The organism is Pseudocitrobacter cyperus, assembly GCF_039889165.1.
Lineage (GTDB): Bacteria > Pseudomonadota > Gammaproteobacteria > Enterobacterales > Enterobacteriaceae > Pseudocitrobacter > Pseudocitrobacter cyperus.
On the sequence record NZ_JAYMYY010000009.1, the window covers coordinates 63,408 to 77,990 of the forward strand.

15 protein-coding genes are annotated in these 14,583 nt (G+C 52.4%); 6 read left to right on the plus strand and 9 right to left on the minus strand.

The genetic code is table 11. The annotated features are described in order from the left end of the window. Nucleotides 1-191: 191 nt before the first annotated feature. On the plus strand, nt 192-638 hold the full coding sequence (gene hpaR, locus VSR74_RS20795; RefSeq protein WP_347796460.1) for a homoprotocatechuate degradation operon regulator HpaR: 447 nt from the start codon (nt 192-194) through the stop codon (nt 636-638). On the opposite strand, the gene VSR74_RS20800 is transcribed toward hpaR, so the two are convergent. The 3 genes from VSR74_RS20800 to VSR74_RS20810 all read right to left on the minus strand — a co-directional run bounded on the left by VSR74_RS20800 (nt 635) and on the right by VSR74_RS20810 (nt 2,526). Then, nucleotides 635-1,114, minus strand: a complete 480-nt coding sequence (locus VSR74_RS20800; RefSeq protein ID WP_347796461.1) for a hypothetical protein — start codon at nt 1,112-1,114, stop codon at nt 635-637. The two genes, hpaR and VSR74_RS20800, sit on opposite strands and share 4 nt — an antisense overlap. Before the next feature lie 3 nt (nt 1,115-1,117). Next, a complete protein-coding gene (locus VSR74_RS20805; RefSeq protein ID WP_347796462.1) occupies nt 1,118-1,864 on the minus strand; it encodes a winged helix-turn-helix domain-containing protein in 747 nt (248 codons plus the stop codon). 113 nt (nt 1,865-1,977) lie between these two features. After that, the gene (locus tag VSR74_RS20810) at nt 1,978-2,526 is read right to left on the minus strand and encodes a helix-turn-helix transcriptional regulator (protein ID WP_347796463.1); all 549 of its coding nucleotides are present in this window, start codon (nt 2,524-2,526) and stop codon (nt 1,978-1,980) included. 279 nt (nt 2,527-2,805) lie between these two features. Here VSR74_RS20810 and VSR74_RS20815 point away from each other — a divergent pair, with 279 nt between their 5' ends. Together VSR74_RS20815 and tsr are read left to right on the plus strand one after the other, a co-directional pair. After that, complete coding sequence (locus tag VSR74_RS20815) at nt 2,806-3,816, plus strand: Ldh family oxidoreductase (protein ID WP_347796464.1); 1,011 nt, start codon at nt 2,806-2,808, stop codon at nt 3,814-3,816. Nucleotides 3,817-3,940: 124 nt separating this feature from the next. Further along, nucleotides 3,941-5,602: a methyl-accepting chemotaxis protein gene (gene tsr, locus VSR74_RS20820; protein ID WP_347796465.1), complete on the plus strand. Its 1,662-nt coding sequence runs from the start codon at nt 3,941-3,943 to the stop codon at nt 5,600-5,602. A 65-nt stretch (nt 5,603-5,667) separates the two neighbouring features. On the opposite strand, the gene opgB is transcribed toward tsr, so the two are convergent. The 6 genes from opgB to VSR74_RS20850 form a co-directional block, all read right to left on the minus strand. Next, nucleotides 5,668-7,956 carry a phosphatidylglycerol--membrane-oligosaccharide glycerophosphotransferase gene (gene opgB, locus VSR74_RS20825; protein ID WP_347796466.1) on the minus strand — a complete coding sequence of 763 codons (2,289 nt, stop codon included), beginning with the start codon at nt 7,954-7,956 and terminating at the stop codon, nt 5,668-5,670. 230 nt (nt 7,957-8,186) lie between these two features. Next, entirely contained in the window at nt 8,187-8,678 is a 492-nt protein-coding gene (locus VSR74_RS20830; protein WP_347796467.1) for a YjjA family protein, read from the minus strand. 71 nt (nt 8,679-8,749) lie between these two features. Continuing rightward, entirely contained in the window at nt 8,750-9,487 is a 738-nt protein-coding gene (gene dnaC, locus VSR74_RS20835; RefSeq protein WP_347796468.1) for a DNA replication protein DnaC, read from the minus strand. Between the two features lie 2 nt (nt 9,488-9,489). After that, entirely contained in the window at nt 9,490-10,029 is a 540-nt protein-coding gene (dnaT, locus tag VSR74_RS20840; RefSeq protein WP_347796469.1) for a primosomal protein DnaT, read from the minus strand. A 119-nt stretch (nt 10,030-10,148) separates the two neighbouring features. Beyond that, nucleotides 10,149-10,622 (minus strand): threonine/serine exporter, encoded by a 474-nt coding sequence (locus VSR74_RS20845; protein WP_347796470.1) that lies wholly within the window; start codon nt 10,620-10,622, stop codon nt 10,149-10,151. Continuing rightward, on the minus strand, nt 10,613-11,395 hold the full coding sequence (locus VSR74_RS20850; protein ID WP_347796471.1) for a threonine/serine exporter family protein: 783 nt from the start codon (nt 11,393-11,395) through the stop codon (nt 10,613-10,615). Before VSR74_RS20850 ends, VSR74_RS20845 begins: the two co-directional genes overlap by 10 nt. 275 nt (nt 11,396-11,670) lie before the next feature. Here VSR74_RS20850 and pobA point away from each other — a divergent pair, with 275 nt between their 5' ends. The 3 genes from pobA to bglJ all read left to right on the plus strand — a co-directional run bounded on the left by pobA (nt 11,671) and on the right by bglJ (nt 14,566). Then, a complete protein-coding gene (gene pobA / locus VSR74_RS20855) occupies nt 11,671-12,855 on the plus strand; it encodes a 4-hydroxybenzoate 3-monooxygenase (RefSeq protein WP_347796472.1) in 1,185 nt (394 codons plus the stop codon). Between the two features lie 347 nt (nt 12,856-13,202). Further along, nucleotides 13,203-13,922 (plus strand): helix-turn-helix transcriptional regulator, encoded by a 720-nt coding sequence (locus VSR74_RS20860; RefSeq protein ID WP_347796473.1) that lies wholly within the window; start codon nt 13,203-13,205, stop codon nt 13,920-13,922. After that, a complete protein-coding gene (gene bglJ / locus VSR74_RS20865) occupies nt 13,886-14,566 on the plus strand; it encodes a DNA-binding transcriptional activator BglJ (protein WP_347796474.1) in 681 nt (226 codons plus the stop codon). Before VSR74_RS20860 ends, bglJ begins: the two co-directional genes overlap by 37 nt. Nucleotides 14,567-14,583 lie beyond the last annotated feature (17 nt).

The following is a 14,583-nucleotide window of genomic DNA, read 5'->3' on the forward strand; positions in this document are numbered from 1 at the left end:
AATAAGTGAAATATTTGTGATGCAATTAACAATATATTTACACTTAATTTTATTTAATCTATTAAAATCAATTAATTAAAGTTTTTGTGAATTTTTGATAGACTGAAAAACACCGAAACCGGTTGCCGGGCAAAGTGAGATTTGCTAATTGTTTCGTTATTAATGATTTTTTCAGATTCAGGGGAGAGACGATGCACGACTCTTTGACTATTGCACTGTTGCAGGCGCGCGAAGCGGCGATGAGCTACTTTCGCCCCATCATAAAACAGCATAATTTGACCGAGCAGCAGTGGCGCATCGTGCGTATTCTGGCGGAGAACCCGTCGATGGATTTTCACGATCTGGCGTTTCGCGCCTGTATTCTGCGCCCCAGTCTGACCGGGATTTTGACCCGTATGGAGCGCGACGGCCTGGTGCTGCGCTTAAAGCCGGTTAACGATCAGCGCAAACTGTTCGTATCGCTCACCAAAGAGGGGCAGGCGCTGTATCTGCGCGCTCAGGCGCAGGTGGAAGAGGCATATCGCCTGATTGAGAGTGAATTTACGCCGGAAAAAATGCAGCAGCTTACCGCGCTGTTAGGGGAGTTTATTGCGCTGGGAAGTTTGCGCCAGCACGAGAGCGCTGGCGACAAAGATTAGCTCGCGCACAGGAGCAGCGGCGAGTAGAAATTACCAATAATGATGGCATGTTCTGGTGTGCGCTGGATGCTCAATAAACGCTTTTGTCCAAGTAAAATGCCAGCCGTATAGGCTTCGAACAGTTTATCGGGTACACGATCGTGGCTGAAGCGTTCGACGCTTTTTATGCTAATTTCATACAGACTATCGTGCAGATTACGCCAGTTGAAGTTCTCCTGTCGGGAAACAGGATGTACCATTTGCCCCTCGGTCAGCTTGCCGTTCATGGTGAAATAGCCGCTACCATCAGGATTGAAGTGCATCACGACTGCCCCGTCAAAATCGAACGGGTTATTATCGCGACTTTCGTTAAAATTGAGCTGCCCCTGGCAGTGAAACGCTAACGGCTCAGGTTTGTTAAGCCACCAGATTGTCGCGGCAATCAACGCAGTGTTGACGATAACAAAGAAAATTATCATAAGGGTACGGGACTTCATCTGTCACCACTCATAAAAGTAATTGGTGCTACAGGTACTGGTTTTTTGGCTTGAGCGCGAGCATTGGGAAAGCACCAGTCGGCCTTTATCTCCATAAAACAGCGTGTTCTGAATATGAACGTAAAATACAGAGTTCTCCAGGCAGGATAACTTGCTGCTTTCTTTGATTTGACGGGTGAAGGCAATCGCCTGCTTTTGAAAAACATCAGCGATCGGTGTGAAGGTATAAACCGGGCAACCGTCAATCTGGGTCAGTAGATAGCGCCCCGTTACCAGCGGCGATTGTTTTTGCGAGATATAACTACCGCAAATAGCGGCGACGATCAGGGTGGCAATCCATAACCAGACAGCTAAGGTTGGACGAGCACGTGGCTTCGACACCGGCGCGGAGGGCGCGGGCGAGCTTTCAGATGTTAGCGGTTGTACACTTATTTCTGCATTCAACATAAAGCCAGTTTTCGGTACGGTGATAATAAACGTGGTCTCCGGCACCATACTGTCCAGCAGTTTGCGCAGAATACTAATGTACTGATTCAGTGAATTATTTGAACCATTGAGCCCGCGTTCATCCCATACTTCCTGCAAAAATTTCTCTCGATCCACCACCATGCCGTGATGGACAATTAAAAGGCTGAAGATTTGGTTAGCAGTACTGGTCAGTATCTGGCTCTCTTCACTTTCCTCATCCTTCAGGGAAAGCGATCCATCTTCGTTATCATAGACAAGCGTGTCTGCGAGCAGATATTTCATGGGCGGTAAAAGCGTCCGGAATCAATGGTGCCAAAGGCGAATTTTTATATTAGCTGAAATTATAGGATATTACGTTACCTATAACATTGATCCCGGTAATGCTCATCACGCGCTCAACTATAGAGGGCTTGTCTTTCCATCAAATTCATTTTGCGGTTGAACTCGACCAGCGTATCGCAGTGGAATTTATCCATCGCGTTGCGTTTATGGGTATAGATCGTTTTCGGTGATTTATTGAGAATTTGCGCGATACGCACCAGCGTGAAACCCTGGCGAATCAGCGAACAGACGCGCGCTTCAGAGCGGGTAAGTTGCTTATCGCGACGACGGCGACTGAAGGTCGGGTTTTGCAGTTGCTCCTGCAATTCGCCCAGTTTCTGACGGTCAGAGAGGATGTTTACCCGGTCATCCGGCAGCATGACGCTCAGGGTGTCCACCTGTTCACTTTCTGTAAATACCAGCCATTTTTGCGCAACCGGCGTGGCGTAAATCTCCTGACAGAGTAAAGATTGCTGGCTGTCGGCGTTCTCTTTGATCCACTGAACATCCACCATTGATTTTGCCTGCTGACGCACGAGATTTTTCACACCCAGCCAGAAGAAGTAATTGTTGCTCAGAACCCGAACCTGATAGCGGGGTTCTGCCAGAGTTAATGCGTTCATTGTCTTTTTCACACCAGTTCTGGCCCGCGAAAATATTTTCGCTGGCCCGGAGAAGAATGAGAAAAAGCCTACATGGAGAGTGCCAATTAAAGATATTTATAAATACATTTAGCATTTATATGGTGGTTTATTTTAATTTATAAGCCAGTTATATGTTTTTTATCTGTTGACTGATTGAGTTCGTTTTATTGTTGTTAATTGGATATTAATATACGGTTAACTCAACCCTACAGTCCCCGATCAACGCTATCGGAGATGAAAAACATAAAGGAACCTTTCATGGAAACAGTAAACCTCTCTCTGGCGGAGGCTTACGCGCTGGCGCACCACGTACTCAGCAGCAACGGCTTCAGTGAAGCGCATGCCGCGGCGATTGCGAAAAACGTCACCGCAGGGGAGCGCGATGGCTGCGCCTCACACGGGCTGTGGCGATTGCTGGGGATTGTCGAGACGCTGCGCAAGGGGAAGGTTGCCGCGGATGCGGTACCGACGGTGACTTCTCAGGCTCCGGCTATCGTCAAAGCCGACGCGAAGGGCGCGTATTCACTGCTGGCGTTTGAACAGGCGCTACCGCTGCTGATTGAGAAAACTCGCCAGTGCGGTATCGCGGCGCTGGCGATTAACCACTGCGTTCACTTTTCAGCATTATTTGCCGACGTTGAACCGCTTACCGATGCCGGGCTGGTCGCGCTGGCCACGACCCCAAGCCATGCCTGGGTTGCGCCCGCGGGCGGTACGCAGCCGCTTTTTGGCACCAATCCCATCGCATTTGGCTGGCCGCGGGGTGACAAACATCCCTTTATTTTCGATATGGCAACCAGCGCGGCGGCGCGCGGGGAGATTCAGCTTCATCATCGTGCCGGAAAAGCTATTCCTGAAGGCTGGGGTATCGACAGTGAGGGGAATGCGACAACAGATCCGCAGGCGGTGCTTGATGGCGCAATGCTGACCTTCGGCGGGCATAAAGGGTCGGCGCTGGCGGCAATGGTGGAACTGCTCGCCGGGCCGCTGATTGGGGATATGACCAGCAGGGAATCGCTGGCCTGGGATGACGGGGCCGGTGGGCTGCCGTATGGTGGAGAGCTGATTCTGGCGCTCGACCCGGCGCGTTTTTTAGGTGAGGACGCTGACGCGCATCTGGCACGGGCGGAAACCCTGTTCAGCGGCATGCAGTCGCAGGGGGCGCGATTGCCTGGCGAGCGTCGCTATTTGTCGCGGCTCGCGAGTCAAGAGCAGGGCGTGACGATAACACAATCGCTCTATGACGATATTCGTGCGTTAAGCGCCTGATGGCGCAGCGCTTATCAGGCCTGCAAATGGACATCGCACACCATCTGTAGGCCGGGCAACACCTTTTCTTAAAGTTTTCTCTTTTTTGGCCGAAAACCGTAATTCGCCAGGAGGAAGAGAAAGCATGTTAAATCGTATAAAAATCGTTACCAGCTTAGTGCTGGTATTGGTGTTATTTGGACTATTACAACTTACATCGGGCGGTCTGTTCTTTAACGCGCTCAAAAACGATAAGGAAAACTTCACCGTTCTGCAAACCGTTCGCCAGCAGCAGTCTGGACTCAACGGGAGCTGGGTTGCTCTGCTGCAAACCCGTAATACCCTGAACCGCGCCGGGATCCGCTACATGATGGATCAGAACAATATCGGCAGCGGCGCAACGGTTGCGGAGTTGATGCAGGTAGCGCAGAAATCACTGACTGATGCGGAAAAACGCTGGGCAGAGTACGAAGCGATGCCGCGCGACCCACGTCAAAGCGAGTCTGCTTCTCTTGAAATCAAACGTAATTACGCTATCTACCACGGTGCGCTGGCGGAGCTGATTCAGCTATTGGGCGCGGGGAAAATCAATGCCTTCTTCGACCAACCCACTCAGGGCTATCAGGATCGCTTTGAGCAGGCCTATGTGGATTATCTGCAACAGAACGATCGTTTATACGACCTGGCCGTGGCTGATAACAACCGCTCTTATGACCAGGCGATGTGGATCCTGGCGGGGGTGATGATTGCCGTGTTGCTGGCTATTGCGATTGTCTGGTTTGGCATTCGTAAGACGCTGATCCTGCCGTTGCAGAGCCTGATCGAGAGTATTCGCCATATTGCCGGGGGCGATCTTGTCCGCCGTATCGAAGTAGACGGGCGCAACGAGATGGGGCAACTGGCCAGCACGCTGCGTCATATGCAGGGGGAACTGGCGCGAACCGTGGGGGAAGTGCGTAACGGCGCGGATGCTATCTACAGCGGCGCGAGCGAGATTGCGATGGGCAATAACGACCTCTCTTCACGTACTGAGCAGCAGGCCGCTTCGCTGGAAGAGACAGCCGCCAGTATGGAAGAGCTGACTGCCACCGTGAAGCAGAACGCCGAGAACGCACGTCAGGCGAGCAACCTGGCGCTCAGCGCCTCGGAAACGGCGCAGAAGGGCGGAAAAGTGGTGGATAATGTGGTGCAAACGATGCGCGATATTACCGCCAGTTCGCAGAAAATTGCCGATATTATTAGCGTTATCGACGGTATTGCCTTCCAGACTAACATCCTGGCGCTGAACGCCGCGGTTGAAGCCGCACGTGCCGGTGAACAGGGGCGTGGTTTTGCGGTCGTGGCAGGCGAAGTGCGTAACCTGGCCCAGCGTAGTGCGCAGGCGGCGCGTGAGATTAAGAGCCTGATTGAAGACTCTGTGAGCCGGGTTGACCTGGGGTCGACGCTGGTCGAAAGCGCCGGGGAAACCATGGATGAGATCGTTAATGCGGTAACTCGCGTGACGGACATTATGGGGGAAATTGCCTCGGCGTCAGATGAGCAGAGCCGCGGTATCGATCAGGTGGGGCTGGCGGTTTCAGAAATGGATCGCGTCACGCAGCAGAATGCCTCGCTGGTGGAAGAGTCCGCAGCAGCGGCGGCGGCGCTGGAAGAGCAGGCCAGCCGCCTGACCCAGGCGGTTGCCGTGTTCCATATTCAGCAGGAAAAAGCGCTGAAAGAGAAAGCGGAAGAGCGCGTGGTGGCCACGGCGCCCGCGGCGCGCAAAGCTGTGGCAACGGATGCAGGGGATAACTGGGAGACGTTTTGAGGGCCCTCACCCTAACCCTCTCCCACGGGGGAGAGGGAACCGATGGTGCCAGTGGTGAGGGGCTCTTATCCCTGCGCCTCAACCACCTTAATCTCCACCATGCCAATCCCTAACTGACGCGGTGAGTGGCCGAGGATATTCCCTTCATTCGTAGACTCCGGCGCGGGCGGGACAATCACCAGCGTGCTGGCCTGCGTTGGGTTTTCGAAGTGCAGGGTGGTGGTGGTGACGTCGTGACCCAGCGTCAGCGTCTGTTCGCTGTTACCCACGCGGACAGGAATCGGTTTGTCTGCATTCTGGCCGAAAGCCTTCGCGGTGATCACCAGGTCGAATTTCTTCGGCAGCGGGTGTTGATACTCAATTTTTACTTCATTGCCCAACTGTGCGTTAGACCAGCGCCCCCAGGCTTCCGGACGTGAGATGCCGCTGAACTGCTTCACCTCTTCTGGCGCACCGGCGACGTTGAAGATAAAGCTGTCGGCTTTGTAGCGAATATCGTTGTCCACAACCTTCAGGGTGTCTACGTTGCCGTTGTAGCGTGTCATATCGATGACGGTATCTTTGAACGCCGTTTTCCCTTTCCACTGCGCTTTGTCGACGTGCTGCACTTTTTGCTCGCCGCCCAGTTGCCCCTGCGAGACGCACCAGTCGGTCGAGAGCGCAAACTCTGGCGCCCACAGTTGACCCATTTTGTAGCAGCGGTCGACCCAGACGAAATTATCGCGCGGGGCGAAGTCTGCCAGTTGGTAGCGCAGTGGCGCAGAGTATTCGCTTTCCGGCAGTGGCTCGACGCGTTTTTCAGACACCCGCAACAGCAGCGGGAGACGGAAGTGGCTGCCGGAGAAGGCGATCATATTTTTCTGCGAGTCGATGGTGAACTCTTTCATCTCTTTTGGGAAATTCCACAGACGGATGATGTCAGGTTTCCACGCCAGCACTTTCTCTTTCATGTTGAGGAAAATCGTCGACATCGACTCCCCGGAAAAGCTACTGCGCCCCAGTCCGATAAAGTTGTCTCCACCCAGGATATCAAGCACTGTCGCCCCGTTGTCCATGGTGTTGCGCTTTTGCGCCATCACTTCCTGCTGTGGCTTGTCGCCGCGCAGGATGAAGAACAGATTGTTGCGATCCTGCTTATTGAGATAATCCCAGGCGCTGTTTTTCATCGCCAGGTGATCGGACGAGACAACGATTACCGTATTTTTGAAGTACGGTGATGCTTTGATTTTATTAATAAACTCAGCAATATTCTGCTGGCTGCAGCTTACGGCGCTGAAGGACTGGTTGGCTTTGCCGTCTATTTCATAGCTTTTACGCGTACAACTGCGCGAGACGAAACCATCCGGGTGATGCGTGTCGACGGTCAGGGTGAACAGTGAGAAGCGTTTACCTTCTTTTGAGAGCGTTTCGAATTTTTTCCATGCTTCATCGAGCACGGTATCGTCGTAGAAACCCCAGTCGTTACGGTAGTCAGGGTCATCGACGGTAGCTTTCAGTTCTTCCAGACCGTAGAGATGCTCGAAACCGTGGGACTTCAGGAACACATCTTTCCCGGCAAAGCGCAGGTTTGCGCCCTGCATAAAGTAGTTTTCGTAGCCGGAGTTTTTCAGAATATCGCCGAGGCAGATATTTTGCGGGAAGAAGCTGGAGAGCGAGGCTGAGGCATTGCCTTCAAACGGCGCAAAGAGTGGAATACCGCACTGCGAGGCGACCATCCCGGCGATGGTGTAGTCGGTGCCCGGTAACTGCGCGGTATGGCTAAAATCGATGCTGTTGTTTTTCAGCTCGCCGAGTTCCGGCGTGAGATCCGGAAATGCCTGGTTATCAAAATAGGTGCGCTCAAGGCTTTCACCGTAGATGTAGACCAGGTTCAGCTTAGGCTGCGGAATGCTTTTGGCCGGCTCTTTATAGTAAATGGCAAAATCCGGATCGCCATCGCGCGACTGGGATTTTACCAGTTCGCTAATCTGACGAAACGCCGGGCTGGCATCGACAGATCCCACTGCCAGCACCAGCGCCAGCAAGCTGTAACCAAAATGATGCGGATGATGACGGCGGCGTAACAGCCAGCCCAGCGTGCCGAATATGGCAACCAGACCCAGCACCAGGCCGATCCCCGGCAGGATGTACTTACTGACGCCCGCACCGGTCAGGCTGTTGGTGAGCGTATAAAGTACGGCGTCGTTGATGCCATCACCGGTGAAATAATCGCTGGCGTAGAGCGTAATGTTGAGTACGACAAAAAATCCCAAAACAATCAGCGTAGCGGCGAACCACCACGTATTGCGTCCTGCCTTCAGGGAATAAATCGCCACAGAGGCAAGAAAAAGAGCAAGGGAGAGTAACTCTGACACTAAGGATCCTCAACAGCGCCAGTTTTCTGGCCACATAATTTCGCACAGCATAATGTAGTCATGCTGTCTTATCGCTGCAATTCTAGCGTCATGAAAGTGTGTTGTTGTTCAGAATTGGTTTATAAATAGCCGATTTTATCGTCTAAAAAGAGCGCGTTTATGAAGGGGGAAATAAAAATGGCGGAGTGTGCGGATAAGCGAATGGGCGCTTATCCGCGGTGATGATGGCATCAGGAGATGAAGTTTACACCCTGTTTCAGCACCAGATCGCAGGCTTTCGCCTTCACTTTTTTGCCCAGCTCGCTGTTGCCCAGGCTCTCAAGATTCAGTTGCTGACCATCTTTCGCATTCAGCAGGCCCGAGATACCGTCCATATAGCTGGTGTCTTTTTTCTGCTCAGTGGCGGTGTCGAGACCCAGTTTATCCAGTACCTGAGATTTGATGTTATCGACATTAGCAACGGAGGTGATTTTCTCTTTTGCACAGTAACCCATAATGCCCGCAGCGTTATTCATGGTGCTGGAGCTCAGGGACTGCGTGCCGCCATTTAACAGGCTGGTCAGCGAAGAGAGGGAAGTGCCGCTCTGCTGGCTGCTGCTCTGGCCACCTAACTGGCTGGCGGCGCTGCTCAGGGTGTCGGTCAGCGAACTGGCGCTGGCTGCTGTTGCGAAGAAAGCGCCAGCAAAGATAGCGCCGCAGAACAGGGATTTAGTCATTTTCATGGCGTGTACTCTTATTCATACTATAAATGTATAGGTCGTCAGTATACTCCCGGCGGCCACTAGGATTTATCTCAATACTCTTTCCCGGTCACGCGGCTGCGATAGCTGTCCCAGTTAAAAATCACCCACAGGCTATTACCGAGGCGCATACGATCCATCACCCGCTCGCCAAGCAGCTTATTCATCTCATCCATATTGCTGTTAGTGAGCATGCCGGTCGGCCGTTTGGAAGAGGAGCGACGGTCAACAATCTGGTTGATGATCACTTTCTCGTAACGCGACTCGGTCTGTACGCCTATTTCGTCAATAACCAGCAGGTCGACCTGGCTGAGATCGTTAAGCAGTTGCTCTTCGCTGGTTTCCCGGTTGCTGAACGTGTCTTTCATGGCGGACATAATGTCGGCCACGGTGATAATCAGCACCGATTTACCGCGTAGCAGCAATTCGTTACAGATAGCGGCCGCCAGATGGTTTTTCCCGGTGCCCGGTTTGCCGGAGAAGATAAAGCTGGCAATGTTGCCATCGAACTCCTCGACGTACTGGCGCGCTTTTGACAGCGCGTTCATCTGCCCTTCGTTTTCCACGCGGTAGTTGTCAAACGAGCAGTTCTGATGCAGCGGGCGGATACCGGAGCGGTTGAATGTACGCTGCATTTTCATCGCGCGGTTTTCTCGCTCAAGCGAAGCGGCGCGGATTTTTCCCTGCTCTTTTTGCCAGGCCAGCAGTTCTTCACCGGTCGTGAAAGCGGGCTTGACGTTCGCCGGCATCATCTTCTGCAGGCGTTGCATTAAATCGCCAACGTTTTTCATGCTTATCCTCTGAAACCAGGGGGAATATGACTATCGGGTTCGGATACCGTGTTGAGGTCGCGCTTCGGCTGGCCGTTATTGCCGGCGCGGCCCATTTGTACGCTGCGCGCCAGCTTCTGTTGCCACTGCACGTGGTGGAACACTTTCCCTTCCGCCTGCCAGTAGGCGACAAACGAGGCCAGCTCTTCCGGAGTGACCGGTTCGCTCAGCGCGATACCCCACAGCGCGGAGAGGCGTAAAAATTCGGCATCCGGCTGCCAGCCTGCATACATGGCAAATTTGCCCATCGGCACGGCAATCGGTGCGGGCGCCGGTTCGTCAAAAAACTGCACATCCAGCGCGACATCACTTCCCGGACGGGCGAGCTTTTCTTCCAGTGCTAACAGTTGTGCCAGCCGTTCCTGTGTGATGGCGTAAAACGCGGGCGCATTATTTGCAAACACCGCCAGTGCCCCGCCTTCCGTTTTAGCAAGAATAGCAGCAGGATCGGCGGTAAAAGCGTCAATACCAATCACGTTCGGCGTCAAAATACGAGAAGACATAACACTATCTCAATACAGAAAAACAGAGGAAGGCTGCGGTGTTCCCGCAGGTAATAGCCACATAATAGCACAGTGCGTAAGGCGGGCGGCAGGGGGATATCCGCAGCGCCCGACCGCTTTTAAACGCGCGGGCGTTTGCGATAGAGCCACAGGCCGGGAATAGACAGGCCAACGGAGAGCGCGCCCACGATTGACGAGGCTTTTAAGAAGTTGCTGAGCAGGGCGATCATCATCTCTTCGGTATAGCCCAGGTGGCTGATTTTCACTGCGGATATCATCGCCGTATAGGCTGAAATGCCGGGGAACATCGGGATGACCGCCGCCACGGTAAAGATTTTCGGGTGCGCAAGATACCAGCGCGACCAACGGATGCCGATACTGCCGACCAGAATAGCGGCAAGGAACGTGGCCCATTCGATGTTAAATCCGGCGCTCATCATGACAAAACGTGAGCTGTGGCCTATCGCGCCGAGCAGCGCGCACCAGGGCAGCGCACGATGCGGCACGTTAAATACCATTGCGAAGCCGATCGCCGGAATCGACGATAAAATAATGTCCTGTATCAGCGTAATAATAAAATCCATCACACCCATCCGCGTAGCCCCCATAGGGTCATGGCCGTTACCACCCCGACGCAGGTAGCCAGCGTCAGCAGACTGGCGATGGCCCAACGTGCCAGCCCGGTATTGATATGGCCTTTAAACATGTCGGCAACGGCGTTGATTAACGGAAAGCCCGGAACCAGCAGCAATACGCTGGCGGCCATCGCCACCGTAGAGGTCTGGCTAAATGCGGGTAAGCGCAGCAGCAGGCCAGATACGGTGGTGGCGGCGAAAGCGGTGATGCAGAAGTTGATTTGCGGGTGCATGGCGCGGTGGGTAAGCACCTGGCGAATGTACATGGCAATGGTGCTGGCGCACAGCGTGACAAAAGCACCGTCCCAGCCGCCGTTATTCAGTTTACAGAAACAGGCGCAGGAGAGGCCGACCATCATCACCACGAGCCAGCGTGGATAGCGTAAGGGTCTGATCTGGCTAAAGCGTTTCGCGACATCTTTGGCATCCAGCAGCTTATGCTCGGCCATGATGACAATATGCTGGATCTCCGTCACAACGTGCATGTTAATGCCGCGATCGGCATTTTTGCGCGTAGAGGTAATGCATTGCCCCTCTTTAATTGTCGATAAAACAATGGCATTGGGAGAAATGGCGATTTCGACGCTATCCATTCCCAGTGCACGGCCTAAGCGAGTGCTGAGTTCATCGACCAGTGCGCTTTCTGCCCCGTGCTGGAGCAGGTAAAGGCCGCACTGAATACAGAGCCGGGTAATGCCTCGTTGCGTGTAGTGATCGATTTCGACGGTCATCCTAATCCTCGGTACAACTGCCTGATGGCTTACTTTTACCTGATGCGCTGAAATCAGGAGTCCGTGTCGGATCAAATTATGTGCAAAAAGGCATCGCTGTTTTGCGATGGCGATAATTTGACGCTCCCCACATTTTCTGAAAATTGTCGAAAAGTGCAGCTTTTGAACTGGTTTTGCCCTTCTTTTCCCACGCTCCCTTATCAAAAATGCATCAATGAACTTTGTGTAAACATAAAACAAACAAATATTTAACGTGATGGAGGCAAGGCGACCCTATGAAGACACAGGTTGTGATTATCGGCGCGGGGCCTTCTGGCCTGCTATTGGGGCAATTACTGCACAACGCAGGTATTCAAACGCTGATACTGGAGCGACAGACGCCCGATTATGTGCTGGGGAGGATCCGGGCCGGTATTCTGGAAAGCGGCACCGTTGGGCTGTTGCGCGAGGCGGGCGTGGCGAAGCGGATGGAGGCCGAAGGGTTGGTGCATCATGGGGTCGAGTTTCTGTTTAACGGCAGGCGCATCCCGGTGCCGCTGAGCGAGCTGACCGGCGGCAAAAGCGTGATGGTGTATGGGCAAACTGAAGTGACACGTGACCTGATGGAGGCGCGTCAGGCCAGCGGTGCGAAGGCGGTCTACGGCGTCAGCGACGTGTGTATCGAAGATATTAAAAGTGACAATCCAACGGTCACTTTTACCAAAGGCGGCGAAATCTGCCGCGTCTCCTGTGATTTCGTTGCCGGGTGTGATGGTTTTCATGGCGTCTCGCGGCAAAGCATCCCGCGCGAAATCTTGCGTGAATATGAGAGCGTCTGGCCATTTGGTTGGCTGGGGATGCTGGCGGATACGCCGCCAGTAAATCCGGAGTTGATCTACGCGCACCATGAACGGGGCTTTGTTCTTTGTAGTCAGCGCTCACTAACTCGCAGCCGCTACTATTTACAGGTTCCGTTAACGGAAAAGGTGGAGCAGTGGTCGGATGAACGCTTCTGGCAGGAGTTGAAATGCCGCCTGCCTGAAGAGCTGAGCCAGAAGTTAGTGACTGGTCACTCACTTGAGAAGAGTATTGCGCCCCTGCGCAGTTACGTGGTGGAACCGATGCAATATGGGCGCTTATTTCTGGTGGGCGATGCCGCGCATATTGTGCCGCCCACCGGTGCGAAAGGGCTAAACCTTGCCGCGTCGGATGTGAACTATCTGTGGCGTATTCTGCGTCAGTATTATCAGCACGGACGAGTAGACCTGCTGGATCGCTATTCGCAACTGGCGCTAAACCGCGTCTGGAAAGGTGAACGCTTTAGTTGGTTTATGACCCATCTGTTGCATGATTTCCAGGATAAGAGCGCATTCGATAAAAAGATGCAGGAAGCCGATCGCCAGTACTATCTGGGTTCCCTCGCCGGGTTAACGACGATTGCGGAAAATTACGTCGGGCTGCCTTATGAGGCCGTGGAGTAACAGAACCGTTGCCCTCGCCCCGTGTTGATGGGGCGGCGGCAAAATATGGCGGACTAATAAATATAAAAAGAAAATAACATTCATGTGAAATATATAATTAATTGATGTTTAAATTTTACTTACGCATATATTAATTTTTTCTAATTGCATTTGGATTACCATTTTATAAACAATGTGACATATTATATTGGTTAACTTTTCGTCGTGGTGGTTTAATCCAAAGTATTGTTTTATTCGCCATAACAAAAGATGTCCTTTTCGGAAGCAAGGAAGAACCGATCCATTTTTAGCTGAGCACCGTTGCAGGTGAGAATAAAAAAGGATCTTCGATTGGATGCGGAGGATTTATGGTACAAGGATGCTGCAAATTCGGTGTGATAATCAGCAAAATACCGGTGATGCAATCTGGGTTGAGTGCGATTATGTCATCGCATTTTCCTGATTATGAGCTTAATGTTTGTCACTCTCTGGAAGAGCTTACGCTGCTTCAGCTTCGTCGCGCTGACCTGGTCCTTGTGGATCTCTCGGGCGATATTCACCAACCGCGTAGTGTTTGTGAGCAATTCTATTCATTGCTGACGCAATACCGCGATATCCACTGGGTTTTTCTTGTTAGCCGCCAGATGTACGCTCTCGCGGTCGAATTTCTGATGCGTCCGGAAAGTACGCTGCTTTCTGACTCTGAACCCGTTGACCGCGTAGTGGTGGCGATTCGTCAGGGAGGCGTATCTGCTGAGCGTATCAGCCAAACGCTGCTGGTACCCGACTACGACAATCTCGAGGCCGACGGTGAAAAAATAGTGATGCTGACGCTGTCAGAACGCAAGGTTCTGCGTCTGCTGGCGAAAGGCTGGGGAATTAATCAAATCGCGACATTGCTGAAAAAAAGCAACAAAACGATCAGCGCGCAAAAGAACAGCGCCATGCGTCGGTTGTCATTGCGAAGTAACGCTGAAATGTATGCGTGGATCAACAGCACCCAGGGAATGAAGGAACTCAATCTCTACTCAGCCTACGGAGAGCCCGTCGAATGGAAAAACATCCCGGAAAGCAGCATGTCGCTATAGTCGAACCCTGTGTGATGGCGGGAGTTGGTCTACGCCATTTGTTGTCGTCCTCTGCCAGAAGCACCTATGCTTTCCATTTTTTTCATTCGATTGATGAGTTACGGCAGTCAATGTCAGCGATTGAGTATTTTGCTGTCATCTGCTGCCTGTCAGATATTCGTGAGCTGCGGCTGGAAAGTTTGCTCTTTCAGGATGAGATTGCGAATAGTCGGCCTGTGACTCTCCGAATTATCCTCGGCGGTAATGCGAAAGAAGTTGAGCTTATTAAGCAGCTCTCGCCTACGCTGGTAAATGGTGTATTAAGCAAAACGGAATCTCTCCCTTGTCTCAAGAGTATGATCATGGATCTGCTGAAAAACGGGGGAGCGGGCCAACCGGTGCAGGAAGAGAATGTCATTACCGTACACCACCGCTATTTAAGCCCAACTGAGCGCGCCATATTACGCTATATGACTTGTGGTTATTCCTTAACGGATATCGCTACACGTCTGGAGCGAAATATAAAAACTATTCGGGCACATAAATTTAATGCAATGGCGAAGCTGGGTGTGAACTCGGATATCGGTTTACTGAGCGCGGCAGATTTATTGATGTCACTACCCGATCGTTACGGGCTGTCAAACGATACGCACTACGCGCAGTAATGTACAACCAGAGCAGT